The following is a 25,966-nucleotide window of genomic DNA, read 5'->3' on the forward strand; positions in this document are numbered from 1 at the left end:
TATGAACAAAATTAAATATATATTAAGCATTGCCTTTATAATTCCTTTTTTAAGTTGTGGAGGCGGAGGAGATGATGAACCAATAACTCCAGACCCACCAGTTATTGTTAATCCATCAGCAGCCGTATTGGTTTTTCCAGATAATGATGAAGAGTGTAATTCAGGAATAAGTATGAATACTACACAAAGCAAGGTTAATTTTAATTGGGATGAAGCAGCTAACGCCTCTTCATACACAGTAGTAGTTGAAAATTTATTAACCAATGTTGAATTTTTAACAAATTCTACGGTTAATCAAGTTGATATAATTATTCAAAAAAGTACTCCTTATAAATGGTGGGTAATTTCAAAAGCTACAGGAACTATAGAAACTGCAACAAGTACTGTTTGGAAATTTTATAATTCAGGGGATGCTATCCAAACTTATGCACCGTTTCCAGCTGAAATTTCAAGTCCAGTTATGGGAGCAACCGTTAATGGAACAACTGTAAATTTAGAATGGGTAGGAAGTGATGTTGATAATGATATTAAGGAATATGATGTGTATTTAGATAATGTAGATCCACCTACAACAATGATTGAAACAGTAACCTTACAAAATGTTAGTAAAGAAGTGAGTACAAATACATATTATTGGAAAGTGCTTACCCGTGATGATGAAGGCAATACTTCTAATTCTCAAGTATTTCAATTTAGAGTGGAATAATCAATAAAAAATAAAAAAACGATCATTAATGATCGTTTTTTTATTTTTTGAGTTTAGTTTAACTTCAATAATTATCGAAGTCAAAATCATCAATATTTTCTAAATCGCTTTCATCATCAAAAGCGTCAAAGTTATCAGACGTTTTTTCTGATTTAAACTCTTTTTCAGGAGCTTCGTCTGGTACATCTCCAAATGAAAGTGCTATTTTAGGTAAGTTAGTTTCTGTGGTTGTAATAATTTCAGATAATTCAACAAAAAATGACCACATAGCCATAAAATCATACACATAAATTAATTTATCTGTAGTTTTTTTAAATACTTGAGAAACTGTAAAATTATTCATGATTATTGCGTCTCCATTTTCAGACATGTCAAACAAAGGAATTTCTTCACCTTGTTCCCAAGTGTCATCAGTTTGGTAAAAAGAAGCCATTTCTTGCCCTTTAAAACCAAATGCTTTTGCAATGGTAAAATGCAATTCTTCTAAACTAATAGTTTCTGCAACAATTAAATCTCTAATTACATCAGCTTTAACATCTAAAATAATTCTTATTCGGTACGCCATTTTATAAATTACAATTAATTTGCAAAGGTACTATTTAAAGTTTTAAATTCTTATTTTTACTGCCTAACAATTTTTTATGAGTAAAAAGGAAGCAGTACTTCAATCGTTAAATAATATGTGTGAAAACACATTAATGGAAACTTTAGAAATTAAATATGTAGATGTAGGTGAAGATTTTTTAGTTGCTACAATGCCAGTAAATTCAAGAGTTCATCAACCAGATGGAATTTTAAATGGCGGCGCAACAATGGCTTTAGCTGAAAGTGTTGGAAGTCCAACTTCTATGTTAGCGATTGATACTGAGAGGTATAGTGTTCGTGGTATAGAGTTTTCAGCAAATCATTTGAGAAGTGTGAAAAGTGGATTGATAACTGCTACCGGAAAAATAATACATAAAGGTAAAACAATACATTTGGTTGAAATTAAGGTTGAAGATGAGAGAGGACGAGTAATTTCTTTATGTAAATTAACCAATTACATTTTGAAGAAGTAGAGTGGTATGTTTAGAAAGCTTCTTAAAATTATTGGAATTATTTTTTTGCTACTTTTTACTGCATTAGTTATTTTATTTTATCGTTTTTCAACACCCAAATCAGACGAGAAAATTAGAAATGATTTTTCTGAAAGTAATAGCCAGGTTTATATTAGTAAAAATACATTTAAAGAGTTTGAATATAGAGTTTTAACAACTCAAAAAAAGATTGATACAACTTTACCAACAATTGTTTTTATTCATGGTTCAATAGGTTCAGCACTCGATTTTAAACACTATTTATTGGATTCAACATTAAATGAAAAGGCAAATTTAATTTCTTACGATAGAGTTGGGTATGGATTAAAACATACTGGAGATGTACAAGAATCTATTGCTTTTGAAACTAAAATGTTAGAAGATTTAATTAATAATATAAATAAGAAAAATACAATTTTAGTTGGCTATTCTTATGGAGGACCAATAGCTTTGGCTTCTAATAATGAATATAAAAAAATTATCCTACTTGCTCCGGAAGTATATTCAGAAGTTGAACCAATGCCTTGGGTGCTTAACTTTTATAAATGGAAAGCAACAAGGTGGTTGTTGCCAAAAATTTGGAAAGCTGCATCAAAAGAGAAGTTAACTCATAAATCAGATTTGTTGAAGTTTGAAACTTCTTGGAATGAAAATCCGTCAACAATTATAAGTATTCATGGAAATAAAGATTGGATTGTTCCGTTTAAAAATTCTTTATATTTAAAAGAAATTCTTCCACCAAAACAATATGATTTAGTAACTTTGAATAAAGCTGGACATGGATTAGTTTGGTCTCATTTTGAGGAGATTAAAAGTGTGTTAGTGCAACAATTAAATGAATAGAAATTGCAGAAAGATTTAGTAACATTTTTTGATAAAATTGAGAGTTCTTATAACTCAAATCTTCCATTTGTGGTTTTCAGAAAACCCAATGAAGTAGAAATTACTGCGTATATTCAAAAAACTGAAGAATTATATTTTTTAAATTCATTTAAAGATCAAGGATTTGTATTTTCTCCGTTTTATAAAAATGAAAAAAAAATACTTTTCCCAATTAAGAAATGTAACTTAATTACTGCAAAAACTTCAGAAGAATTTGTACTTGATGAGAACTATAATAATTCAACTTTTAGAGTTATTTTTGATGAAAATTCAGAAGGAAATCATATTCAATTAGTTCAAAAAGGCATAAATTTCATTAATAGTAGTGCTACTAAAAAAGTGGTGTTGTCAAGAAAAGAAAAGGTTGAGTGTTCTAGTTTTGATAGTATAAATACATTAAAAAAAATGTTGAATAACTATAAAAATGCTTTTGTGTATTTGTGGTTTCATCCAGCAGTTGGTTTATGGATGGGAGCAACTCCAGAACGGTTGATTAATGTTACTGATATTAAATTTAAAACAATGGCTTTGGCTGGTACACAGTTGTTTAAAAACACTACCAATGTTGTTTGGAAAGAAAAGGAACAACAAGAACAGCAATTTGTTACCGATTATATCTTAGATCAAATAAGAAATAGTATAAAAAACATTAAAATTTCTGAACCATATTCAGTTAGAGCAGGAAATTTAATTCATATAAGAACAGATATTTCAGGTGAATTAAAATCGGATAATTTATTGGAGCAATTAATACATTCATTACACCCAACACCTGCAGTTTGTGGTTTACCAAAAGAGAATGCAACTAAATTTATTGTAGAAAATGAAAATTATAACAGAGCCTATTATTCTGGTTATTTAGGAGAGTTAAACATTGAAAATAATACGAATATTTTCGTGAATTTACGCTGTATGCAAGTTGAAAATAAGATAGCTTCAATTTATATTGGTGGTGGAATTACTGCAGAAAGTAATCCGAAAAAAGAATGGGAAGAAACAGTTTCAAAAGCTGAGGTTATGAAAAAGGTGTTGTAATAATTTATTGCTAAATTTCATACAATGAAACTAGAATAACTTTCCGTAACTTTGCAACTTTAATTTTAGAATATCCATGCGTCAATTTCCAAAAAATAAATTAGCTCAACTTGTGGTTACGAGTTGTGAAAATTTTAATATAAGCAACGTTGTAATTTCTCCAGGTTCTAGAAATGCACCTTTAATTATTGGTTTTAATGACTCTGAAGAAATTGAAATATTATCTATAGTTGATGAGCGTTGCGCAGCTTTTTTTGCATTGGGAATTGCACAGCAAACTAGAAAACCAGTAGCTTTATTATGCACATCTGGTTCAGCATTATTAAATTATTATCCTGCAATTGCTGAAGCTTTTTATAGCAATATTCCTTTACTAATAATTTCAGCAGATAGACCTAAACATTTGATTGATGTGGGTGATGGACAAACAATTAGACAAGAAAATGTTTTTAAAAATCATATTTTGTTTAGCGCTAACTTAGGTTCTGAAAATGACGAAAAATGTATTGAAAATGCATTTAAAATTGCGATAACTAAAAAAGGACCAGTACATATTAATGTGCCTTTTGATGAGCCTTTGTATGAAAAAGAAGCAATAAATTATAGTAAATCTGAAATTGTTTCAGAAGTTAAAACAAGTTTAATTGATGAAATTCCATTAGATGTAGATGAGCTTCAAAAATATGCTGATATTTGGGATGCTTCCACTAAAAAAATGGTGCTGGTTGGCGAACATTTTCCTGATGATTTATTACAAACGCAGTTAGAACATTTAGTTAAAGATCCGTCAGTATTAGTTTTAATTGAAAATACGGCCAATGTTTCGCATTCAAAATTTATAAATAGTATTGATAAGTTAATTTTTCCTTTAGATGATGGTGAGTTGGAGAAATTTCAACCAGATATTTTATTGAGTTTAGGAGGGTTAATTGTTTCAAAAAAAATAAAGCAACACATACGTAAATATCAGCCAAAACATCATTGGCATACAGATGCGAAAAGAGCATTTGATACATTTCATTGTTTAAAGCATCATTTTAAAATATCATCACAATTATTTTTTAGTCAGTTTTTCTTTTTAACAAAAGCTACTGAGAGTAATTATCAAAGCTATTGGCTACAAAAGAAAGCGGTTAGATTAAAAAAGCATCAAGAGTTTATAGGTAATTGTGCATTTTCAGATTTAAAAGTATTTAGCAAACTGTTACCTTCAATACCAAATAACTCACAATTACAGTTGGGAAATAGTTCTATAATTAGATATTCACAACTATTTGATATAGATAATACATTACGTGTATTTTGTAATAGAGGTACTAGTGGGATTGATGGAAGTACAAGCACAGCAATTGGTGCAGCGTTTTCAGCAAGGGGAAATACAGTTTTTGTTACGGGTGATATTAGCTTTTTTTACGATAGCAATGCACTTTGGAATAACTTCATACCACGTAATTTTAGAATTATACTTGTAAATAATGGAGGTGGAGGAATTTTTAGATTTATTCCTGGGCCTAAAGCATCTAATGCGTTAGATTATTTTGAAACGCCTCATAATTTAACTGCTGAACATTTGTGTGAAATGCATAAATTTGAATACAATACAGCTAAAAATGAGGCCGAATTAGATGCGCAACTTTCTAATTTTTATGGAGAATCAAAACTTCCGAAATTATTAGAAATATTTACACCAAGAGAAGAAAACGATCAAATATTAAAAGCATATTTCAACAATTTAAAAGAATAAAAATGGATTTAAAAGTAGGTGATAAGGTTGACTTAATAGTTGTAAGAAACACAGGTATGGGTTTTACAGTTTTAATAAATGAGGAATTTGAGGGATTGCTTTATAAAAGTGAATTGTATCAAAAAATAGAGGAGGGTCAAAAATTAGTTGGTTACGTTAAAAAAATACGTGAAGATGAAAAAATTGATGTTAGTTTACAAGCAGTTGGTTTTAAACAAACAATTGTTAAAAATGAAATTATAATACTAAATGCGCTAAAACAACAGAATGGTTTTTTAGGGTTGCACGATAAAAGCTCTCCTGATGATATAAAATATCAATTAGGAATGAGTAAAAAAGGTTTTAAAAGTGCTATTGGTGGTTTGTTTAGACAAAAACTAATCACTATTTCTGAAGAAGGAATTAACTTGGTTATATTAAATTAGTAGTTTTAAAATGAGTTTAAAAAAGGTATTACTACCAATTCCAACTTTTGGATTTGATCCTAGTGAGGTGGCAATACCTTGGAAATTACTTTCTGAAAAAAATATAGAAATTGTATTTATTACACCTAATGGAACAAAAGCTTCAGCAGATGAAAGAATGTTGAATGGAAAAGGGTTAGGAATCTTTAAATCGGTTTTAAAAGCAAGAAAAGATGCCGTTGATGCCTATTTTGAAATGATAAAAGAACCTTCATTTTGTAATCCATTGAAATATGATGAAGTGAATGTTGAAGATTTTGATGGATTATTGTTGCCAGGTGGACATGATAAAACGGTAAAAGAGTATTTAGAATCTAAAATTTTGCAACAATATGTTGTTGATTTTTTCTTAGCTCAAAAATCTATTGGTGCAATTTGCCATGGTGTAGTTTTAGCCGCACGAAGCATACATTTAGAAACAGGTAAATCTATTTTGTATAATTACAAAACAACCGCATTGCTAAAAACTCAAGAGTTATTAGCTTATAATTTGACGAGATTTAATTTAAAAGATTATTATTTAACATATCCTGGACTTACTGTTGAAGACGAAATAAAAGCGGCACTATCAACTTCTTCTAATTTTTTAAAAGGTCCAACACCAATTACACGTGACAGTAAAAATAATTTAAAACCTGGTTTTATTGTAAGAGATAGAAATTACGTTTCAGCACGTTGGCCTGGAGATGTTTATAATTTTTCTTTAGAATTCATTAAAATGTTAACGGTGTAAATTAAATTTTAAATTCCTTTTTTACAACTTCACTTAAACCATCTTTATGTATTAATACTGAAATAGTTTTTAACTTAAAAAAGGCTTTACTCATATACACATAACCACCATTTCCAATACGTTCACCTGTACTTCCCCAAGAGTTTTTTACTTTGTAATATTCAGTATTGTTTTGATCTTTAACTAAACCTATAACATGCATTAAATGATCATCAGTAGTATTGTAATTCTCAAATTCTTGTTGTCTGTATTCAGGAGTAATTTCATTTTCTTCAACAATATAAGTTAATGATTTTTCATTATTTTCTATGTTTTTTGGAATTATTGCAACACCATATTTTGATGAAAAAGTTTTTTCAGAAACATCACAATCTAAAGCAATTGTATAGCCTTTTTTTAGTGCATTATCTACTTCATCCACTAATTCTTCAAGTTTTATATTGTAAAAAGTTCCGTTAGAAAAATTGTCAGGAATATTTAAAATAAATTTTGAATTGTACGGCTGATGCATAAATGAAGTTAGCGTAATATAATCTGAGGTATTCACTTTTGTCATTTCTAAAAACGATTTAGGATTGTAATAAACACCATTGTACATAAAATTCTCTGTAACTTTTCCTAAATGACTGTCTAAAATAGAATCAACTGCAATTCTCCAATTTGGATGAAGTGAATTTTTATCATTCTTAATATAAGCATCTAACACTTTTTTAAGTTCTGGAACTAGCTTTGAATGATTGTGTTGTTTGGTTTCATTTAATAATCCAGAGTATGCACTTTCAGGTACTAAACCATTTGAAGCAATTGAGTTTAATACATCATGTGCTAAACCACCTTCACTAAATTGTATTTTTCCTTGTCGCATCACATAATTCCAAGCTTTTACTGGGTAAGTATGGCGAACATTGTACATTTCTGAAATATCTATAAGTTCACCGGAAGTTCTATAAATTTCAGATTCAATAAAAGAAGAAGCTGAAAAGCTCCAACAAGTACCGGTCTTTCCTTGACTTTTAACTGAACTTGCTTCAATGTCAATAATTGGGGTGAAACTGTATTTTTGATCTTGAGGAATAGTTGTTTTTACAAAACTATCTTCTTGAGCGTAGAACAAAGTTGTAAAAGATAATAATGTGAAAAATAATATAGATTTTTTCATGGTTAAATAATTAATTTTGATTTGTTGGTTCAACGTAAATTCCATCTCTTTTGTTTAATACTCGTTCAATATTTTCATAATAACCATCAGCATTTGGATCGCCTTCAGGTAGTTTCATATAACCATCCTTATAGTATTTTAAGGCTTGTTTTAATTTGTTTCCTGTTTCATAATAACGACCAATATAATAATCTCCAATTGGAGATTCTTCATATAATTTGTTTATCATTTCTCCAAAGTTTTTTAAATAATCTCCATTTTCTTTATCTAAAATAATACCTTCAACAGCAAAAATATCACGCTCTCTAATTTTTAAATTACTTCCAAATAAATAGTCAATTTCAACATATTTATTTTCTAAATAAGCAATAGCTTCTGATGGTGATAAATGTTTAATATTTGTTTCAAATTCTTCTTTTGAAATAGCAGAATATAACTCAAAAATAAAAGCTAAAGCACTTGGAATGGATTGTCCTATTGAAGCGGTTTTAGAACTGTTATCAAAAGAATCGTACTTGTATTTAAATGTAGGGTTTTCAGAAGTTTCTAGTAATAAATTTGTTTTGTTTATAGCAGTTTTTCTTTTTTCAGAATTGTATTTGGTATTACTTAAGTAATAATAAATGTTTTCATCATTAATTGTTTCTATTTTGTTTTGAAGTAATGTAGGCATATCTAGTGCGTAATATGGATTTATATTTATAAATGCATTAAAACTTGGGTAATCTTCAACTAAAAAATAATTGATAAAATTAGCAGTTAATGTATTTCCTACAATTGTTTTAAAAGGTGAAATTCTGTAATTTTCTTCCATATAATTGAAAATTTCACTTTTTATAAACCTGTAAAACGCTTCACCTTTTTGTGTTGGAAAGCTATTTTCTTTAGAATAAGAACAATCTTCATAACGTTCACTTCTATAGTTTTGGTTAATACCAACAATAATTTGTTCAGGAGCTTTTTCTTTATTGGCAAATAAAATTGCATTTCCAACATAGGTGTCAAATAAATATTCAGCATCTAAAACAATGGTTAAGGGATATTGCTTTGTTGAATCTAATTCATAATTAGGCGGTGTGTAAATTTTTAAATACCGTTCATTATTTAATTCTTCAGATTCAAATTTTTTATGTTCTATGTTTTGCGAGAACATGTAATTTGAAATTAGTATAGTGAGTAATAATATTTTTTTCATTTTTAGATATAATTAGGGTTCTTGTTTTTAAAAGTTAAATCCTAAGCCAAATTTAAGATATGCACCATCTTTTGAATTAAATAAAGATAAGTTTAAATTAATCATTTCTGCACCAACTAGCCATAAACCAGCTCCGTATGACGTTTTCCAATCATTTGAATTCTCATTATCAAGCCAAACTCTTCCATAATCAAAACCGCCAAATAATCCAATTTGAAGTGGTAATAATTCAGTTTTAACTTGTCTTAAATTAAAACGAATATCGGTATTTTGATAAAATGATTTATTACCAGAAAAACGTTGATTTCTATAACCACGTAATCCATCAAGGCCACCAATACTTGCGGCATTATAAAACTCAAAATTATCACCAATTAGTATATTTCCTTTCAATTTTGTTGCTAAAACTATTTTTCCGTTGGGTAAAATTTTATGATTTAAGCTTAATGAAGGTGTTATAAATGTGTGATTTTCAGTATTATCATCAATATTTGTTTTCCATCCAGCCTCAAAAGAAAAACTCATACCTGTTGTTGGAAATGCTTTATTGTCATAATTTTCATATAAATAGGAGGTTTTAGCACCAGCATACGTTTTTCTTTTGTCTAATATATTATCAATAGTATTTATAAATCGGTCTGCAGTTTTTTCAACCTCAATACTTTCAATAAGTCCGCCAATTTTAAATGTAGCTCCCATGCGCCCTTGCCATTTTAAAGATGGAGTAGCTGCGTAAGTACTTAAACGAACTCTATGATAATCTTCGCCAAGTTCATCTTCATTGTTGATGGTTTCATTTCCTAAACCATAAAAATTTATAGTGTAGTTTGGGCTTGTATATTTAGTTTCAAGTAGTAAATTCCAATTGTTGAAAATTGAAGCAAATTCAGCATTGTATTGAATATCAAAGCCTTTATTTGCAAAAAAGTAAGCTGCATTTAAGGTGTGTTGTTGTGTAAATGGATTTCTTTCAAAACCATACACCGTAAAAATATTATTAAAACCAATTTTGAAGCCATCATCAGGATTTGCACCAATAGATGGTATTAATTGGTTTTGACTGTATTTTAATTTCTTGTAATTGTATGAATTTGCTTCGTAATTATTAAAGAGCTTTTGTTTGCCTTTATTGGTTGTAAATGTGTTCTTTTTTGTTTTGTAATCATATATAGAGACTTTTTTTTCACTTTCAATAATATATGTATCATTGTTTTGCCCACCTACAATTCGTAGAGGAATTATTGATTTGCTAACTCCAGTTACTTTAAAAACATCTTTATCATCTAAACCATATACCCAAATTTCATGAGTTTCATTTTTTGAGTATGTTTTTTCAAAGGTTAAACTTCCTTTTTTATTATTTTTAATGTTATAAATTTTTATTGAAGTTATTCCATTTTCTAGACGTTCAATATCAAACCAATTGTCTTTATCGTTTCCAGTAACTACCTCATATTTAGATAAATGTTTTTGGTATATGTTCGCAATTTTAAGTAAGTTTTTTAAACGACCTTTCAATTTTATTTTTATATCAGTAATAGTTTCATCATTAACCTCATTTGGCATTTGCTTAAAAGCATTTTCAATTACTTCATCGGTTATATTTTGCTGAAGAAATTTAGCTTGCTCTTCCCAATTCTTATAGGTTGATGTGTTTATTAAAGCTTTGTCTAAAGGATAAGGTTCTAAATTAAACCATTTTACACTTCTCATTTCATCATCGTACACTTGCATTAATTTTAATGTTGGAATTGCACGTGTTAAAAACCCTAAAATAAACCCATCATATTTAGAGAATGCCTGATCTCTATCTCTTGGAACAGGTTTGTAAATAGTATTTTTTCCATCTTTAAATTCAGCCCAACGCCATTGATCTTCGTGTCTGTCCCAATCACCAATAAGCATATCAAATAAGCGAGCTCGTATGTAGGTTTCTTCATCAACAGAATAATCATCAGATTTTCGTAATTTTTTTAATAAATCATCTGTGCTAATAATTTTATTTGAAAAACCAAAACTTTCTACATCACCGTGACCAGAAGTTGCACGTTCTTCAATCATATACAACTCATTACCAAAATCTTCATTAAAATGTTTTAAAGCTTGTTGCTTTGGAATATAATATAGTACAGGATTTGTATGATAAATTGTTGCTGCATCAGCTAGTTTACCAATGGTAAAAGGAGCGTAAGGATGTGCAGTTGTGTAAATATCTAATAATAAACTTTCAGTATACGTATCATCAAACTGACCTTCAATGTATTGATTTTTAAAAGGAACAGCTTGCAAATATTGTGTGGCACTTTTACGTAAGGCTCTCATTACATATTCTTTGCCATTTTTATCTTCTAAACGCAAGGAACGTGATTGATTTCCGCCTCCTTTTCTTGTAGGAATTAAACCTCCAAAAAGTGTATCTAAAAGTACTGTTGGAGCACTAATTTTTGTTCCATAATAGTTACGGTAATGTTCTCCCCAAAAACTTTTAAATGTTTTTCCTTTGCTAACTTCATTTTCTTTATAAATTGATGCAGCTATAGTTTTTGGGAAGTTATTTGTAATATTATAGTCCTTTTTTAGGACTGTTGGTTTATGAATTTGAGTTTTAAAAAGTAATTGTTGCTCACCATTAATTTCTGAATAATAATTAACCCAAGAAGCACCGTTTTTATAAACTACTACTTTTGCATAACCTAAACCACCATAAGAAAATTGACCGCCATTTACAGCTCTTACTGCTGAAGTTTTAGAACCAGAACCACTAACAATTTGAGGTTTTTTATCCTTAATAATATATTGTAAATTATGTTCGTGACCAGAAACAAAAATTGCTTTCTCAGATTTTTGTGAAATAGTAACCAGTCTTTTTTTAAGCTCCAAATAAAATGGATTTAGCATATCTTGTGGAGAGATTCCACTTGTTTTACGCAGTAAATTAGCCAATGTACCTAACAAAGGCAACGGAATTTTATTGTTTGCAGGGTGAAATTGCTTTTTAAAAGAAAACTGTCCGCCATGTGAGCCATTGCTAAACATTGGATGATGAATAGCAATTAATGTTGTTTTGGTTGCATTTTTTTTAATAAGGCTTTCAAATTCTTGAAAAAAATGTTCTCGTGTTTTAATTTCACAATTATCATTCATAGTTGGGTTTTCATCCCAATTTTCTAAATACCATTGTGAATCAACAATAATTAAAACAATATCATTTGAAATTTCAACTTTCTTAAGTGGACAACCATTGTTTGGTAAAAAAGCATTTTTATCGTTTAATTTTTCTTTAATATAATTTGCTTGCCTTTCTAAACCTTTAATACCATTGCTATAATAATCATGGTTTCCGGGTATAAATATAGGTTGACCTTTAAAATTAGAGATTAAATCAATTTGAGCATTTAATCGATGTTCAGCCAATGCTCTTTCTGGATGGTTTTTTTTAGGCATTCCTTTTTCATAAATATTATCACCCAAAAATAAAATTGTTGTGTTTTCTTTTGCTGATGAAAGTTCGTTTTTTAAAAGTGAAAAATGAGTTAAGCTTTCATTCATATTTGCATTTCCAGCATCTCCAATTAAATAAAAAGTATGCTCAATCTCATAATTTTGCGCACTATTATTTATGTTCCAATTTTCGACTTCCTTTGCAAGTTGCAAGTTGTAAGTAGCGCAATTAGTAAAAAGTGTACTAATTAATAAAATTGAAAGTTTAATAAATGAATTTCGACTCATACAAAGTATCTAGTTTTAAAATCTAAAAGTACATAAAATTATGTACTTTTGATTCTATACTTAATTTTTTAAAATGTTAGAAAACGATTTTTTTAAGGAAGTAAATAATTTCATTTTTAATTTATTGAAAAATGAACTTTCACCACGTGTAGTTTACCATAATTATAATCATACACTTAAAGTAGTTGAAGCCGTGAATGAAATTGCTTTAGCTGAAAAGGTTTCAAATGAAGATTTAGAAATTCTTTTACTAGCAGCTTGGTTTCACGACACAGGTTTTACAAAAGGAGCTCCAAATCATGAAAAAGAAAGTCAAAAAATAGCTCAAAAATATTTGTTTAAAAAGGGGCTAGATGAAGAAAAGATAGCAAAAGTTCTTTCAATTATAGAAGCTACTAGAATGCCACAGAAGCCAACTTCTAAACTTGAAAAAATTATTTGTGACGCGGATTTATTTCATTTAGGAACTGAAAATTTTAGTGAAAATGCAAATTTATTAAGGTCTGAATGGGAACAATTTTGCGATAAGCATTTGACGGAAATTGAGTGGTTAAAAGAAAATAATAGATTTTATGGAGAACATACATATTTCACTAACTATACTTTTAATAAGCTAGGTTCTCAAAAGGCTTCAAATTGGCTAAAAATTCAAAAAGATTTACGTAAATCTATAGCCAAAGAAGAAGAGTTTACCAAAAAAAATAAATTAAAAAAAGACGAAATAAAGCGTAAGAAAGCTAAAGATGATAGACCAGATAGAGGAATAGAAACGATGTATAGAGTGACGCTTAAAAACCATATAAAATTAAGTGATATTGCTGATACTAAGGCGAATATATTACTATCTGTAAGTGCAATTATTTTGTCAATTGCACTATCAACGTTGTTTCCTAAATTAGATAAGCCAGATAATTATTATTTAATATACCCAACAATGTTATTTTTATTTGTTTCTGTTGTTACCATGATATTTTCAATATTATCTACACGACCTAAAGTAACTTCCGGAACTTTTACAAAGAAAGATGTTGAGGATAGAAAAGTTAATTTATTGTTTTTTGGAAACTTTCATAAAATGCCTTTAGAAGAATTTCAAACAGGTATGACTGAATTAATGAATGATCGTGATTATTTATATAAATCATTAATGAAAGATTTATATTTTTTAGGAATTGTACTCGATAAAAAATATAGATTATTGCGTATTGCCTATAATATTTTTATGGTTGGTATAATTGCTTCTGTAGTTACATTTATTATTGCTTTTCAGTTAATGAAAAATAGTGGAATTTAATTTGTATTAGTTCAAATTATCATCTTTAATAACATTCATTAAATCGTTTAGAGTTATTTTTTCTTCAGTTTTAGTATGGTAATTTAATGAAACTCGTAACGCTTTTAAACCTATAACACCTTGTAAGTCTTCTAATTCAAGATGTTCAATTGTATCAAGTAATTGATTTGTTGATTGTAAATGTTTAATATATTTTAAATATTCATTAGCATCACTTTTTTGACTGTAAACAATAGCTATTTTACCAGGTTGTGTTAACCTCTCCGTAGTATTTTTAATAAGTGCTTTATCAATACGCTTTTTAATAATTTCATATCTAATATTGTAAGCACCATCAACATCAAAACGTTTTTCATCCATTCTAAATTTAATAGCTAGCGGTGTACTATGAACTAATATTAACGATGCTATTTCTAAAGGATGCTCTAAGGTGTTTTTTAAATTATTTGCAATATTTTCAACTTCACACATGAGTTGTAATTGCCAAAGTCTAAGATTGTGCAAGTACATTTCATTGTAGGTAGAATTTTGTACTAAAGACTGTCCAATGTACATATTATAGTCAATGCCATCAGTTTTGTAACGTTCAAAATAATGTGGAAACATTTTTTGAGCTTCAACTTGTTTGGAATCAATAAAATTGGCTAATTCTTCATTTAAAATAGTAACACTATCCTCGTATTTTTTTCTTTTATCATAAATTACTTGTAGCTGAGGATCAATTTGTTGCATGTAATTTTTAACTTCAGTGTTTAAATTCTCGTCTAACGTTTTTAAATGGTTGAAAACGGGGTATATTTCTTTTCTTAAAAAGTTTGTAAGCATTACTTCATCTCCAGAATTTAATCCTTTTTTAATATTATGCAAGCATTCGTTAATTCTAAATAATAAATCGTTATAAATAGGTAAATTAAATTTTGCATCAGCTTTTACAATCACTTTTGAAGCTAAGTTTAATTGTTTTACCAAATCTGCTTGTATGGCATTATTTCTTGCAATTGAAGAACCTTTAATATCACTTTGACCATATAATGGGACTACATTTTTAAAAACAATACTTTTTAGGTTTTTAGATGTACTGTTGCCTACTTCAATATTATGGAGGTAGCTCTCGGCTTCTTCATAAAATCGCCATTTTACCGTTGGATGTAATGAAGTATAGTTTTCTTGAATTACAGATTCAAGTTTATTCTCAAACTCTTCCATATGCCTACTTATAGCAATTTTAAAAACCGGAATTACATCTTTTAGTTTGTATGCATTAATGGAATTTAATTCATACTTATTTTCTGAAACCAATTCCATAATTCCAAACCGCTCATCACTTAACTTTAATGGAACTAGTATGATACTTTGTATGTCATGACTTTTTAAAACTTTATATAAACCGTTATAATTTGTTCCTTTTCCGTATTTTTCAATATCTGAAATTGCTAGTAACTCTTTATTTTTAAACACTTTAGATACAATTCCTTTACAAAAGAAATCGCCAAATTTAAGGCCGTTACCTTCTTTGAATAAATAACTTTTTTGATTTTGATTTTTTCTAAAACTTAATCGATCTTTATTTAAGTTATAATTTGAAAACCCAAATTTAATAGTTGTAGAGCCAAATAACTTTGAAATACTTTGTTCTATTTCATGAAATGAATGTTTATCTTTTTTTAATAAATTTTCCTTTAAATTAGATAAAGATTGGTCAGGCGTTACATCAAATAAATTAACAATTCCAAAACCTTTAAATTCATAACTATTTGGCGGGAATTTTTCTTTCCAAATATCAATATTGTTAAAATTATCTAATAAAATTTTAACATCATCGTCAGTAATTTTTATAGCATTTTTTAAGGGTTTAACTTTAAAAAAGTCACCATTAAATAAGGTTCTGTAATGACGAGTAATACCAGTTTTTTTATTTGGAATGTCATAAAAGAATGGACGTCTAAAATCAATATTTACATTGTAATAGTAAGCTAAAATAAATGTGCAGGTTAAAATATAGATGTTAGATTCATCAAAATTTCGCAATTTTAATTCATAATCATCTCCAGCATCATCTAAAATTTGCTGAAACCTTTTAGAAAGTTTAAATGTTGTAAATTCAAAAGGAATACTTGCAGCTTTAATTTCATTGCTTTGTAAAACTTCAGGAAATAAAATATCTAGTAATTTATCAATTTCAATATTATATTTTTCTAAATAGCTAAAGTCTTCAAAACCATCTCTTAAAACAGGATATTTTTTATATTCTTCTAAAATTTTTATTGCTGATGATTGTTGAAAACTAGTTTCATCTTTCGCAATTTTTTCAAGATACTCAAATACTGCCTCAAAGCTAAGTTTTAACTTCAATGGTAAATCTGTACTTTTAGTATAATTAGAAGGTATTATTCTCATTCGTTAAATTTAAATAGATAGCTATAAAATTTGTCGTTAATTGTATGGCAAAATTACGACTTTAATTTATAAGGTTAGTTTATGTGTTACTAAAGTAACATTTACATCTTTTAATTTATTAATTTTTTAAACCATTAAAATAATTTATTTTTACGCATAAATTTATAAGAAATGAAAGAAATAAATTGGGAAACTGTAAAAGAATTTGAAGACATAACTTATAAAAAATGCAATGGCGTTGCACGTATTGCGTTTAACAGACCTGATGTTAGAAATGCATTTAGACCAAAAACAACCAAAGAATTATACGATGCTTTTTACGATGCGCAAGAAGACACTTCAATAGGTGTAGTGTTACTTTCTGCTGAAGGACCATCAAGTAAAGATGGAGTTTATTCGTTTTGTAGTGGTGGAGATCAAAAAGTACGTGGTCATCAAGGCTATGTAGGTGAAGATGGTTATCATCGTTTAAATATTTTAGAAGTTCAGCGTTTAATTCGTTTTATGCCAAAACCTGTAATTGCAGTAGTGCCAGGTTGGGCTGTTGGTGGCGGACATAGTTTACATGTGGTATGTGATTTATCTTTAGCAAGTAAAGAACATGCTATTTTTAAACAAACTGATGCTGATGTTACGAGTTTTGATGGTGGTTATGGTTCAGCATATTTAGCAAAAATGGTTGGGCAAAAAAAGGCACGTGAAATCTTTTTCTTAGGAAGAAATTATTCAGCTCAAGAAGCTTTAGAAATGGGAATGGTAAATGCTGTAATTCCTCATGAAGAATTAGAAAATACAGCTTATGAATGGGCGCAAGAAATATTAGCAAAATCTCCAACATCAATAAGAATGCTGAAATTTGCTATGAATTTAACTGATGATGGTATGGTTGGACAGCAAGTTTTTGCAGGTGAAGCTACTCGTTTAGCTTATATGACGGATGAAGCAAAAGAAGGAAGAAATGCATTTTTAGAAAAGCGTAAACCTAATTTTGAGAAAAAATGGATTCCATAAATAATTGACAATTAATAATTAAAAATTTTATGATGTCATTCCTGCGAAGGCAGGAATCTATTATAAATTTAAAAGTATAATTAATTTTTCCCCTTTGGGGAAATTAAAAAGGAGTACATGAAAATTATATGTATTGGGCGTAATTACGCAAAACATATTGAAGAGTTAGCGAATGAAAAACCTGAAAATCCAGTAGTTTTTTTAAAGCCAGATTCTGCAATTTTAGTTAAAAAGCAACCCTTTTTTATTCCGCCATTTTCAAATGATATTCATTATGAAGTTGAAGTGTTGGTTAAAATAAATAAAGTAGGGAAATATATAGAAGAGAAATTTGCACATAAATATTACGATGAAATTGGTTTAGGAATTGATTTTACAGCGCGTGATATTCAAGATAAATGTAAAGAAAAAGGGTTGCCTTGGGAAAAAGCAAAAGCGTTTGATGGTAGTGCTGTAATTGGAAAGTTTATTCAAAAAGAGAATTTGGGAGATTTAACTAATCTACAATTTTCACTACATAAAAATAAAGAGTTAGTACAAGATGGAAATACAAATGCAATGCTTTGGAAAGTTGATGAGTTAATTGCCTATGTTTCTCAGTTTTTCACATTAAAAAAAGGTGATATATTATTTACAGGAACTCCTGCTGGTGTTGGAAGAGTGGTTGAAAATGACATACTTGTTGGAAGAATTGAAGACCAAGAATTATTTTCAATTAAAGTGAAATAAAATTTATTAAAAGGTAAATAAAATAGTCCCTAAAGGGTTTAAACTTTCTTCTTTACGGTGTTCTTTTAAAATATTATACCCGTAATGTGTTTTTACTAAATTTTTAAAATTGTGTTTCAATCTAGGAAATTCTCTCAGTAATTTATCAAAATCTTTAGTTGAAGATTTTTCCATGAAATAATGTAAAATCTCTGTATAGGCTTTTGTTAATGGACGATTGAATTTGTCACTATGTAAAGAGTTTACATAATAATTTTCTTTAATTTTACAATTTTTATGTGTAGCAACTTCTAAACCGTAGGTATTAATTAAAATCCAAGCAAGTTTTAATTGAACTTCATGTTTAAAGAGTTCAGGAGGAAATGTGCAATTTTCAATTTGATAAAGAAGGTCTTTATCGGTTAAGTTTTCATAGTTGTCCATAGCTTATAGAGATTTAGAGGTGTTATTAATCAGATACAAAATATTAAAAAGGTTGCGTAGTAATTAGTACATTTGTTTAAATAATAAAAAGAATAAATGAATGCAGAAATAATAACTGTTGGAGACGAAATTTTAATTGGTCAAATATTGGATTCAAATTCGAAGTGGATTGCTTCGGAATTAAATAAAATTGGTGTTTCTGTATATCAAATCACATCAATTCAAGATGATAAAGAACATATTTTAAAAGCTTTAAAGGAGGCGCAGGCTAATTGTGATATTGTTATTGTAACTGGTGGTTTGGGGCCAACAAAAGATGATATTACTAAATTAACTTTAGCTGAGTATTTTGAAGATACCTTAATTTTGAACGAAGAATTGGTTGAACATATTAAAGAGTTGTTTGCTAAAATTAAGTACCCGTTTACAGAAGTTAATAAACAACAAGCATTAGTGCCTTCAAACTGTACTGTTTTTAAAAATTATTTAGGTACAGCACCAGGTATGTGGTTTGAGAATAAAGGTAAAGTTGTTGTATCACTTCCAGGAGTGCCAAATGAAATGAAAGGCTTGATGGAAAATAGTGTATTGCCAAAATTAAAGGAAAGGTTTCAATTGCCATATATACTCCATAAAACAATAGTAACATACGGAATGGGTGAGAGTATGGTTGCTGAGCGAATTGAAGATTGGGAAAGTATGTTGCCTGATTTTATAAAATTAGCTTATTTACCATCATATGGTAAACTTAGATTACGATTAACTGCAAAAGGTATAAATGAGGAGCAATTAGAAAATGGAATTCATAATGAAGTTGAAAAACTGACTAAAATTATTCCTGATATTATTGTTGGTTTTGATGAAAGTGAAACCATTGAAGTTGCAATAGGGAAAATATTAACTTCAAAAAAACAAAATTTAGCGACTGCAGAGAGTTGTACTGGTGGTAATATTGCCAAAATGTTAACCTCAATTGCAGGTGCTTCTAATTATTTTGTGGGTTCGGTTATTGCATATAGCGCATTCATAAAAATAAATGAATTAAATGTGAGTAAGCAATTAATAGCAAAACATACAGTTGTAAGTGCGCAAGTTGCAGAAGCAATGGCGAAAGGAATTCAACAAAAATTTAAAACTAGTTATGCAATAGCAACTACTGGTAATGCTGGGCCTACAGCTGATGATACAGATGAAACAGTTGGTACAGTTTTTATTGCAATTGCAACACCAACAACAATTTTTTCGCACGAATATTTTTTTGGTAAACCACGTGAAAAAGTAATTGAAAGAACTTCAATTAAAGCATTAGAATTACTAAGGAAAGAAATTTTGAAAAACTAGTAAAATAAGTTTGTGTATTAAGTTTTAAAAATTTATTTTTGCATCTCGTTTTGAGAATACACTAAAAAGGAACAAGAGATATGTCAAGAGTTTGTGAACTTACTGGAAAAAAAGCAATGGTTGGGAACAATGTTTCTCACGCAAAGAATAGAACTAAAAGAAAATTCGGCGTTAATTTAATAAAAAAACGTTTTTATATTGTTGAAGAAGATAAATGGCTTACTTTAAAAGTAGCAGCTTCAGCTTTAAAGAATATTAATAAATTAGGAATCTCAGCAGTTGTTAAAGAAGCTAGAGAACAAGGTTTTTTAAAAAAATAATTAAAGTAGGAAATGGCAAAGACTAAAGGAAATAGAATCCAAGTAATTTTAGAATGTACAGAGCATAAAGCTACTGGTTTACCAGGTACCTCTAGATATATTACTACGAAGAATAAAAAGAATACTCCTGATAGAATGGAAATTAAAAAATTCAACCCTATCTTGAAGAAAATGACTGTTCATAAAGAAATTAAATAATATAGGATTATGGCAAAGAAATCAGTAGCATCATTACAGACTGGAGCAAAAAGATTAACAAAAGCAATTAAAATGGTAAAATCTCCAAAATCAGGAGCTTATACTTTTGTTGAAACTATTTTGGATCCTTCAAACGTAAAAGACTTTTTGAGTAAAAAATAATATTTGTTCTCAAATACATACTAAAGCTACTTTCAATATTGAGGGTAGCTTTTCTTTTTTTATATTTATACTATTAATTTGTAGTAAATGAGTTTATTTAAAAAAATATTTTCGAAAGAAAAAAAGGAAACACTAGATAAAGGTTTAGAAAAAAGTAGTACTACTTTTTTTTCTAAATTATCTAAGGCCGTTGCTGGAAAGTCTAAAGTTGATGATGCTGTTTTAGATAATTTAGAAGAAGTGTTAGTTTCTTCAGATGTTGGTGTAGAAACCACTCTTAAAATTATAGGAAGAATTGAAGCGAGGGTTGCTGAAGATAAATATTTAGGAACCGATGAGTTAAATAAAATTCTTAGAGAAGAAATAGCAGGCTTATTGGCTGAAACAAATGTTGGTAATGAAACCGATTTTGTGATACCTTCAGTAAAGAAACCTTATGTAATTATGGTTGTGGGTGTTAATGGTGTTGGTAAAACAACAACAATTGGTAAGTTGGCAGCACAGTTTAATAAAGCTGGTAAAAAAGTAGTACTTGGTGCTGCTGATACGTTTAGAGCTGCAGCAATTGATCAACTACAAGTTTGGGCTGATAGAGTAGGAGTTTCAATGGTGAGGCAAGAAATGGGAAGTGACCCAGCTTCAGTAGCCTTTGATACTTTAAAATCGGCTGTTGCTCAAGATGCAGATGTGGTAATTATTGATACAGCTGGAAGGTTGCATAATAAGTTGAATTTAATGAATGAGCTCACAAAAATAAAACGCGTAATGCAAAAGGTGGTTGAAAATGCTCCACATGAAGTTTTATTGGTGTTAGATGGTTCAACAGGTCAAAATGCTTTTGAACAAGCGAAACATTTTACATTAGCAACTGAAGTTACTTCGCTAGCAGTTACTAAATTAGACGGAACAGCAAAAGGTGGTGTGGTAATTGGTATTTCAGATCAATTTCAAATCCCAGTTAAATATATTGGCGTTGGTGAAGGAATAGATGATTTACAAGTATTCAATAAAATTGAATTTGTAGATTCATTTTTCAAATAAAAAATTAATAGTATTTAAAAAAAAATCACACTTTCTTAGTTAAGTGTGATTTTTTATCTTTAAGAATATGAGAACAAAATCAAAAAAATCAAATAAAATTAATGTAGTTACTTTAGGCTGTTCTAAAAACGTTTACGATAGTGAAGTGTTAATGGGGCAATTAAAAGCAAACGACAAAAATGTTGTTCATGAAGATGAAAACGAAGATGGAAACATTGTTGTCATAAATACGTGTGGTTTTATTGGAGATGCGAAAGAAGAATCTATAAACACCATTTTACATTACGTTAATAAAAAGGAGTTAGGTGAAGTAGATAAAGTATATGTTTCTGGATGTTTAAGTGAACGATATAAACCAGATTTGGAAAAAGAAATCCCGAATGTTGATGAATTTTTTGGAACTCATGATTTGCCTAATTTACTAAAGGTTTTAGATGCAGATTATAAACATGAGTTAATAGGTGAGCGCCTAACTACAACTCCTACTCATTATGCATACTTAAAAATTGCTGAAGGTTGTGACAGACCTTGTTCATTTTGTGCAATACCTTTAATGCGAGGGAAACACGTATCAACTTCTATAGAAAATTTAGTAATTGAAGCTACTAAATTGGCTAAAAAAGGGATTAAAGAATTAATTTTGATAGCGCAAGATTTAACGTATTACGGATTAGATATTTACAAGAAAAGAGCATTAGCTGATTTACTAAAAGAACTCGTGAAAATTGATGGGATTGAGTGGATTCGTTTGCATTATGCATTTCCAACAGGGTTTCCGTTAGATGTGTTAGAAGTAATACATAACGAGCCAAAAGTGTGTAATTATCTAGATATTCCGTTGCAGCACATAAATGATGATATTTTAAAATCTATGCGTAGAGGAACTTCTCACGAGAAAACTACCAATTTAATTGCTAAATTTAGAAAATCTGTTCCAAATATGGCAATTAGAACAACGTTAATTGTTGGGTATCCTGGTGAAACTGAAGCTAATTTTCAAGAATTAAAAAACTGGGTACAAGAAATGCGTTTTGAACGTTTAGGAGCTTTTGCCTATTCGCATGAAGAAAATACAACGGCAGCTGATTTAGAAGATGATGTTCCTGAAGATGTGAAACAACAACGAGTTAACGAGATAATGGAACTGCAAAGTCAGGTTTCTTTTGAGCTAAATCATGAGAAAGTTGATAAAATATTTAAAGTTTTAATCGATAGAAAAGATGGAAATCAGTTTGTTGGAAGAACAGAATTTGATTCGCCAGATGTTGACAATGAAGTGTTAATTGATGCCACTAAACATTATGTACAAGTTGGGAAATTTGCTAATATTAAAATTACGTCTGCAACTGAGTTTGACTTGTATGGAGAGCCTGTAGGCTAGTAGTTAACCATTTTAGCTACTACTTATTTGTACTTTTGTACCACTAAAATCAGCATTTCCAGTTAAGGTATCCATGTTTTTTTCGTTGGTTAAATCGTTTAAACTAACTCCTGCATGTTGTTGGGCTATTTTTAATTTTATACCTTCTCTATGATGTCCCCAACCATGAGGGATACTTACTACGCCAGCCATTATTAGATTTGTAATTTCAATAGGAATTTGAACTTCACCAACATTTGATGTTACTTTAACTATTTGCCCATCTTTTAAATTTAATTGCGAGGCATCTTTATCATTTATTAATAGTGTACAACGTTCCTTTCCTTTAGTTAATCTTACACTATTGTGCATCCAGGAATTATTAGAACGTAAATGTCTTCTTCCAATTAATGAAAAAGGATATTTTGGGTTTTTTTCAGTAGTTAATTTGTCTAGTTTTAAATTTAAACGCTTTAAATCTTCAATAAATAAAGGGTGAGCCAATGCAATTTTTTTATCAGCAGTAAATAAACGCTCAGGTAATTGTGGTTTTAAGGCGCCATAATCTATTCCATGAGGGTGTTTTTTTAATTCATTTACTGAAATTTTTGGTGTTGTATAACTACTAAATTGCAACATATAATCTAAAGTTTGCTCTAAATTTAAAAGGTTTTCTTTACCTGTAAAACGCTTTGTTAATTCTTTTAAAATTTCCCAATCGTGACGTTGTTCTTCAAATTTTTCAAAAAGTGCTTCTGAATATTTTGCAGTATTTCTAATAGCAAACTGATGAAAAACTAAATCGTACAAAGCAGTTTCTAAACCAGTAGTTGTAGGTAAAATAATGTTGGCATGCTTGGTAGTTTCATTTAAATAAATGTCAATTGCTACCATAAACTCTAAACTTTCAAATGCTTTTTCAAGTTTTTTTCCGTTTGGAGTAGATAATACGGGGTTACCGGCAATGGTAATCATTGCTTTTATTTGATCTTTTCCGGGTGTTAAAATTTCATCAGCAAGTGTTGAAACAGGGAATTCACCTGTAAATTCTGGTAATTTATGAACACGACTTTGATACTTGTTAAAGCTACCTGTTTTTCCAGTTATTTTAGACATTCCAACAATATCTATAATAGGTTTTGTGAATAATGCACCGCCTTCAACATCTAAATTTCCTGTGATACAATTTAAAATAGTCACTAACCATTGGCATAAACCACCAAATTCTTGAGTAGATAAACCCATTCTTCCATAGCAAACTGCGGTTTTTGAAGTTGCAAAATCTAGTGCTAGTTGTTTTATTTCTTCCGAAGTAAAACCAATGTACTTTGCTGTTTTTTTAGGCGCATAATTTTTAGCTTGTTTTTTTAAAGTTTCAAGCCCTGTAGTATGATTTGATAAATGCCCTAATGATTCTAGGTTTTCTTCAAAAATTACATGAATTAACGATAACAACAATAATGCATCAGTAGCAGGTTTTATATAAAAATGTGAAGTTGCTATTTTAGAAGTTTCAGTAAATCTTGGGTCAACTACAACAACTTTTCCACCACGCTTTTTAATTGCTTTTAATCGGTTCGAGAAATCTGGAGCAGTCATAATACTTCCGTTTGAAACTGCGGGATTTCCACCCATAATTAACATAAAATCAGTCCGGTCAATATCAGGAATTGGAAACATGAGATAATGCCCAAACATATGTAATGAAGCAAAATGATGAGGTAATTGATCTACTGAAGTAGCTGTATATTTTTGGTTTGAGCCTAAACTTTGAAGAAATGGAGTTCCAAATAACATAAGCCCTGTATTATGTACAGTTGGATTACCTCTGTAGGAACCAATAGCATTTTTACCATATTTTGTTTGAATACGTTTTAATTCCGTTTCAATTTCATCGTAGGCTTCATTCCAAGTGATTGATTTCCATCCGTTGTTAGTTCTTTTAATAGGTGTTTTAAGTCGGTTTTTATCAGTGTATACATCTTTTAAGGCTGTTGCTTTTGGGCAAATATGGCCATTACTTAATTCATCTTTTTTATCTCCTTTTATTGAAATAATGGTATTATTTTTATGCTTTATCTCTAAACCACACATAGCTTCACAAAGATTGCAAGTGCGGTAATGCGTTTTAATTGTACCCATTATTGTGCAGTTTCACAAGCAATTAAACCTCCGTATTCTAAAGCGATAGAACGATCTATGGCAATTTTTTGATACTCAGGATTAGAAATCATTCCAAAAAAGTGATTTATAGTAGGGTATTCAACTAAAAATGCAATATCTGGTTGATTTTCAATAGTACCAATTATGCTTGTGTGTACATTTCCTTTCCAAATTAATTTAGCTTCAGCTTGCACAACAAAAGGAGCTACATTTTTAAAATAATGAGCATAAGCTTCTTCTCCGGCCTCATTGGTAGAAGTAACGGCTTTAAATTTTAAAATATTAAGCATGGTAATTGGGGTATTTTGAGGGTATGTTTTTAGTTGTGCTATTTGCGCTTTTGAAGGATGAATATGATTGGTTAACATAGTTTTTAAATTATAGAAATTAGTTGTTTAGCTTGTTTAAACCTTATATTTTAATTTCAAAAAAGGTTTTAGTGAAAATACAATAAATAGGAACTATTAGGAATGATTACCTATTACTTTTTTTATTTTTAAAGTGAGTTAATAAAAAAAAATTATATTTGTGTGTTACAGTTTATTTGATGATTCGGACTTTTTATCTTGCTTTTCAAGCATTTAGCTATATCATAAAATGATAATAGTCATAGAGTTATTAAATAAATAACAATATTTTTAATAAAATTATATTATAAAACTAACCAAATGAAGAAGAAATTACTCAAAAACAACATTAGAAATTTGCGTTTTTTTAAATCAAAGTTAATAAGTACACTATTTGTAGTACTTATTTTTTTGACACAAAATTTAATGGCGCAAGAAGCTAACAGCAATGAAAACC

At 29.1% G+C, this 25,966-nt stretch carries 24 protein-coding genes; 16 read left to right on the top strand and 8 right to left on the bottom strand.

All coding sequences use genetic code 11. The features are described from left to right. The first annotated feature begins 1 nt into the window (after position 1). Positions 2 to 706 (top strand): hypothetical protein, encoded by a 705-nt coding sequence (locus tag GQ540_RS07590; protein WP_291799659.1) that lies wholly within the window; start codon positions 2 to 4, stop codon positions 704 to 706. A 64-nt stretch (positions 707 to 770) separates the two neighbouring features. Here the strand turns inward: GQ540_RS07590 and GQ540_RS07595 are convergent, their stop codons facing one another. Continuing rightward, positions 771 to 1,271 carry a hypothetical protein gene (locus tag GQ540_RS07595; protein WP_291799661.1) on the bottom strand — a complete coding sequence of 167 codons (501 nt, stop codon included), beginning with the start codon at positions 1,269 to 1,271 and terminating at the stop codon, positions 771 to 773. Positions 1,272 to 1,347: 76 nt separating this feature from the next. On the opposite strand from GQ540_RS07595, the gene GQ540_RS07600 reads away from it, so the two are divergent. The 6 genes from GQ540_RS07600 (at position 1,348) to GQ540_RS07625 (ending at position 6,640) form a co-directional block, all read left to right on the top strand. After that, positions 1,348 to 1,764 (top strand): PaaI family thioesterase, encoded by a 417-nt coding sequence (locus tag GQ540_RS07600; RefSeq protein ID WP_291799663.1) that lies wholly within the window; start codon positions 1,348 to 1,350, stop codon positions 1,762 to 1,764. Between the two features lie 6 nt (positions 1,765 to 1,770). Continuing rightward, positions 1,771 to 2,625 (top strand): alpha/beta hydrolase, encoded by an 855-nt coding sequence (locus tag GQ540_RS07605; protein WP_291799665.1) that lies wholly within the window; start codon positions 1,771 to 1,773, stop codon positions 2,623 to 2,625. Positions 2,626 to 2,628: 3 nt separating this feature from the next. Beyond that, on the top strand, positions 2,629 to 3,699 hold the full coding sequence (locus tag GQ540_RS07610; protein ID WP_291799667.1) for an isochorismate synthase: 1,071 nt from the start codon (positions 2,629 to 2,631) through the stop codon (positions 3,697 to 3,699). 76 nt (positions 3,700 to 3,775) lie between these two features. Continuing rightward, positions 3,776 to 5,443, top strand: a complete 1,668-nt coding sequence (menD, locus tag GQ540_RS07615) for a 2-succinyl-5-enolpyruvyl-6-hydroxy-3-cyclohexene-1-carboxylic-acid synthase (protein ID WP_291799669.1) — start codon at positions 3,776 to 3,778, stop codon at positions 5,441 to 5,443. A 2-nt stretch (positions 5,444 to 5,445) separates the two neighbouring features. Beyond that, positions 5,446 to 5,868 (top strand): DNA-binding protein, encoded by a 423-nt coding sequence (locus GQ540_RS07620; protein ID WP_291799671.1) that lies wholly within the window; start codon positions 5,446 to 5,448, stop codon positions 5,866 to 5,868. Positions 5,869 to 5,878: 10 nt separating this feature from the next. Beyond that, positions 5,879 to 6,640 (top strand): type 1 glutamine amidotransferase domain-containing protein, encoded by a 762-nt coding sequence (locus GQ540_RS07625; RefSeq protein ID WP_291799697.1) that lies wholly within the window; start codon positions 5,879 to 5,881, stop codon positions 6,638 to 6,640. Position 6,641: 1 nt separating this feature from the next. Here GQ540_RS07625 and GQ540_RS07630 read toward each other — a convergent pair whose 3' ends face one another. Genes GQ540_RS07630 through GQ540_RS07640 form a run of 3 tightly spaced genes read right to left on the bottom strand, consistent with a single transcriptional unit; the run spans position 6,642 to position 12,723 of the window. Continuing rightward, positions 6,642 to 7,799 carry a C1 family peptidase gene (locus GQ540_RS07630; protein ID WP_291799699.1) on the bottom strand — a complete coding sequence of 386 codons (1,158 nt, stop codon included), beginning with the start codon at positions 7,797 to 7,799 and terminating at the stop codon, positions 6,642 to 6,644. Between the two features lie 10 nt (positions 7,800 to 7,809). Beyond that, positions 7,810 to 8,994, bottom strand: coding sequence for an alpha/beta hydrolase-fold protein (locus GQ540_RS07635; RefSeq protein WP_291799701.1), 1,185 nt, complete (start codon positions 8,992 to 8,994; stop codon positions 7,810 to 7,812). A gap of 27 nt (positions 8,995 to 9,021) precedes the next feature. Further along, complete coding sequence (locus GQ540_RS07640; RefSeq protein ID WP_291799703.1) at positions 9,022 to 12,723, bottom strand: metallophosphoesterase; 3,702 nt, start codon at positions 12,721 to 12,723, stop codon at positions 9,022 to 9,024. A 73-nt stretch (positions 12,724 to 12,796) separates the two neighbouring features. On the opposite strand from GQ540_RS07640, the gene GQ540_RS07645 reads away from it, so the two are divergent. After that, positions 12,797 to 14,017, top strand: coding sequence for a Pycsar system effector family protein (locus GQ540_RS07645; protein ID WP_291799705.1), 1,221 nt, complete (start codon positions 12,797 to 12,799; stop codon positions 14,015 to 14,017). Positions 14,018 to 14,023: 6 nt separating this feature from the next. Here the strand turns inward: GQ540_RS07645 and GQ540_RS07650 are convergent, their stop codons facing one another. Continuing rightward, positions 14,024 to 16,414, bottom strand: coding sequence for a GAF domain-containing protein (locus tag GQ540_RS07650; RefSeq protein ID WP_291799707.1), 2,391 nt, complete (start codon positions 16,412 to 16,414; stop codon positions 14,024 to 14,026). Between the two features lie 171 nt (positions 16,415 to 16,585). Between GQ540_RS07650 and GQ540_RS07655 the strand changes: the two genes are divergently transcribed. Continuing rightward, the gene (locus GQ540_RS07655) at positions 16,586 to 17,425 is read left to right on the top strand and encodes a 1,4-dihydroxy-2-naphthoyl-CoA synthase (RefSeq protein WP_291799709.1); all 840 of its coding nucleotides are present in this window, start codon (positions 16,586 to 16,588) and stop codon (positions 17,423 to 17,425) included. A 117-nt stretch (positions 17,426 to 17,542) separates the two neighbouring features. Then, positions 17,543 to 18,154 carry a fumarylacetoacetate hydrolase family protein gene (locus GQ540_RS07660; protein ID WP_291799711.1) on the top strand — a complete coding sequence of 204 codons (612 nt, stop codon included), beginning with the start codon at positions 17,543 to 17,545 and terminating at the stop codon, positions 18,152 to 18,154. A 6-nt stretch (positions 18,155 to 18,160) separates the two neighbouring features. On the opposite strand, the gene GQ540_RS07665 is transcribed toward GQ540_RS07660, so the two are convergent. Further along, entirely contained in the window at positions 18,161 to 18,577 is a 417-nt protein-coding gene (locus GQ540_RS07665) for a hypothetical protein (RefSeq protein ID WP_291799713.1), read from the bottom strand. Between the two features lie 96 nt (positions 18,578 to 18,673). Between GQ540_RS07665 and GQ540_RS07670 the strand changes: the two genes are divergently transcribed. The 6 genes from GQ540_RS07670 to rimO all read left to right on the top strand — a co-directional run bounded on the left by GQ540_RS07670 (position 18,674) and on the right by rimO (position 23,020). Then, a complete protein-coding gene (locus GQ540_RS07670) occupies positions 18,674 to 19,918 on the top strand; it encodes a competence/damage-inducible protein A (protein WP_291799716.1) in 1,245 nt (414 codons plus the stop codon). A gap of 80 nt (positions 19,919 to 19,998) precedes the next feature. After that, entirely contained in the window at positions 19,999 to 20,238 is a 240-nt protein-coding gene (gene rpmB, locus GQ540_RS07675) for a 50S ribosomal protein L28 (protein WP_291799718.1), read from the top strand. Between the two features lie 12 nt (positions 20,239 to 20,250). Continuing rightward, the gene (gene rpmG / locus GQ540_RS07680) at positions 20,251 to 20,436 is read left to right on the top strand and encodes a 50S ribosomal protein L33 (RefSeq protein WP_291799720.1); all 186 of its coding nucleotides are present in this window, start codon (positions 20,251 to 20,253) and stop codon (positions 20,434 to 20,436) included. A gap of 9 nt (positions 20,437 to 20,445) precedes the next feature. Next, positions 20,446 to 20,598, top strand: a complete 153-nt coding sequence (locus GQ540_RS07685) for a DUF4295 domain-containing protein (RefSeq protein WP_291799722.1) — start codon at positions 20,446 to 20,448, stop codon at positions 20,596 to 20,598. An 87-nt stretch (positions 20,599 to 20,685) separates the two neighbouring features. Further along, positions 20,686 to 21,639, top strand: a complete 954-nt coding sequence (gene ftsY, locus GQ540_RS07690) for a signal recognition particle-docking protein FtsY (protein WP_291799724.1) — start codon at positions 20,686 to 20,688, stop codon at positions 21,637 to 21,639. A 67-nt stretch (positions 21,640 to 21,706) separates the two neighbouring features. Then, positions 21,707 to 23,020: a 30S ribosomal protein S12 methylthiotransferase RimO gene (gene rimO / locus GQ540_RS07695; protein ID WP_291799726.1), complete on the top strand. Its 1,314-nt coding sequence runs from the start codon at positions 21,707 to 21,709 to the stop codon at positions 23,018 to 23,020. A 12-nt stretch (positions 23,021 to 23,032) separates the two neighbouring features. Here the strand turns inward: rimO and GQ540_RS07700 are convergent, their stop codons facing one another. Together GQ540_RS07700 and GQ540_RS07705 are read right to left on the bottom strand one after the other, a co-directional pair. Next, positions 23,033 to 25,141: a molybdopterin-dependent oxidoreductase gene (locus tag GQ540_RS07700; RefSeq protein ID WP_291799728.1), complete on the bottom strand. Its 2,109-nt coding sequence runs from the start codon at positions 25,139 to 25,141 to the stop codon at positions 23,033 to 23,035. Further along, complete coding sequence (locus tag GQ540_RS07705) at positions 25,141 to 25,530, bottom strand: DUF1330 domain-containing protein (RefSeq protein WP_291799730.1); 390 nt, start codon at positions 25,528 to 25,530, stop codon at positions 25,141 to 25,143. The genes GQ540_RS07700 and GQ540_RS07705 overlap by 1 nt, the downstream gene beginning before the upstream one ends. Positions 25,531 to 25,966: the final 436 nt, after the last annotated feature.

The sequence above is a fragment of the Lutibacter sp. genome, from assembly GCF_013139515.1.
Classification (GTDB): domain Bacteria; phylum Bacteroidota; class Bacteroidia; order Flavobacteriales; family Flavobacteriaceae; genus Lutibacter.

Coding starts and splice junctions, on each gene's coding strand:
- GQ540_RS07590 (WP_291799659.1), top strand. CDS start 2: ATGAACAAAATTAAATATATATTAAGCATTGCCTTTATAATTCCTTTT.
- GQ540_RS07595 (WP_291799661.1), bottom strand. CDS start 1,271: ATGGCGTACCGAATAAGAATTATTTTAGATGTTAAAGCTGATGTAATT.
- GQ540_RS07600 (WP_291799663.1), top strand. CDS start 1,348: ATGAGTAAAAAGGAAGCAGTACTTCAATCGTTAAATAATATGTGTGAA.
- GQ540_RS07605 (WP_291799665.1), top strand. CDS start 1,771: ATGTTTAGAAAGCTTCTTAAAATTATTGGAATTATTTTTTTGCTACTT.
- menD (WP_291799669.1), top strand. CDS start 3,776: ATGCGTCAATTTCCAAAAAATAAATTAGCTCAACTTGTGGTTACGAGT.
- GQ540_RS07620 (WP_291799671.1), top strand. CDS start 5,446: ATGGATTTAAAAGTAGGTGATAAGGTTGACTTAATAGTTGTAAGAAAC.
- GQ540_RS07625 (WP_291799697.1), top strand. CDS start 5,879: ATGAGTTTAAAAAAGGTATTACTACCAATTCCAACTTTTGGATTTGAT.
- GQ540_RS07630 (WP_291799699.1), bottom strand. CDS start 7,799: ATGAAAAAATCTATATTATTTTTCACATTATTATCTTTTACAACTTTG.
- GQ540_RS07635 (WP_291799701.1), bottom strand. CDS start 8,994: ATGAAAAAAATATTATTACTCACTATACTAATTTCAAATTACATGTTC.
- GQ540_RS07640 (WP_291799703.1), bottom strand. CDS start 12,723: ATGAGTCGAAATTCATTTATTAAACTTTCAATTTTATTAATTAGTACA.
- GQ540_RS07645 (WP_291799705.1), top strand. CDS start 12,797: ATGTTAGAAAACGATTTTTTTAAGGAAGTAAATAATTTCATTTTTAAT.
- GQ540_RS07650 (WP_291799707.1), bottom strand. CDS start 16,414: ATGAGAATAATACCTTCTAATTATACTAAAAGTACAGATTTACCATTG.
- GQ540_RS07655 (WP_291799709.1), top strand. CDS start 16,586: ATGAAAGAAATAAATTGGGAAACTGTAAAAGAATTTGAAGACATAACT.
- GQ540_RS07660 (WP_291799711.1), top strand. CDS start 17,543: ATGAAAATTATATGTATTGGGCGTAATTACGCAAAACATATTGAAGAG.
- GQ540_RS07665 (WP_291799713.1), bottom strand. CDS start 18,577: ATGGACAACTATGAAAACTTAACCGATAAAGACCTTCTTTATCAAATT.
- GQ540_RS07670 (WP_291799716.1), top strand. CDS start 18,674: ATGAATGCAGAAATAATAACTGTTGGAGACGAAATTTTAATTGGTCAA.
- rpmB (WP_291799718.1), top strand. CDS start 19,999: ATGTCAAGAGTTTGTGAACTTACTGGAAAAAAAGCAATGGTTGGGAAC.
- rpmG (WP_291799720.1), top strand. CDS start 20,251: ATGGCAAAGACTAAAGGAAATAGAATCCAAGTAATTTTAGAATGTACA.
- GQ540_RS07685 (WP_291799722.1), top strand. CDS start 20,446: ATGGCAAAGAAATCAGTAGCATCATTACAGACTGGAGCAAAAAGATTA.
- ftsY (WP_291799724.1), top strand. CDS start 20,686: ATGAGTTTATTTAAAAAAATATTTTCGAAAGAAAAAAAGGAAACACTA.
- rimO (WP_291799726.1), top strand. CDS start 21,707: ATGAGAACAAAATCAAAAAAATCAAATAAAATTAATGTAGTTACTTTA.
- GQ540_RS07700 (WP_291799728.1), bottom strand. CDS start 25,141: ATGGGTACAATTAAAACGCATTACCGCACTTGCAATCTTTGTGAAGCT.
- GQ540_RS07705 (WP_291799730.1), bottom strand. CDS start 25,530: ATGTTAACCAATCATATTCATCCTTCAAAAGCGCAAATAGCACAACTA.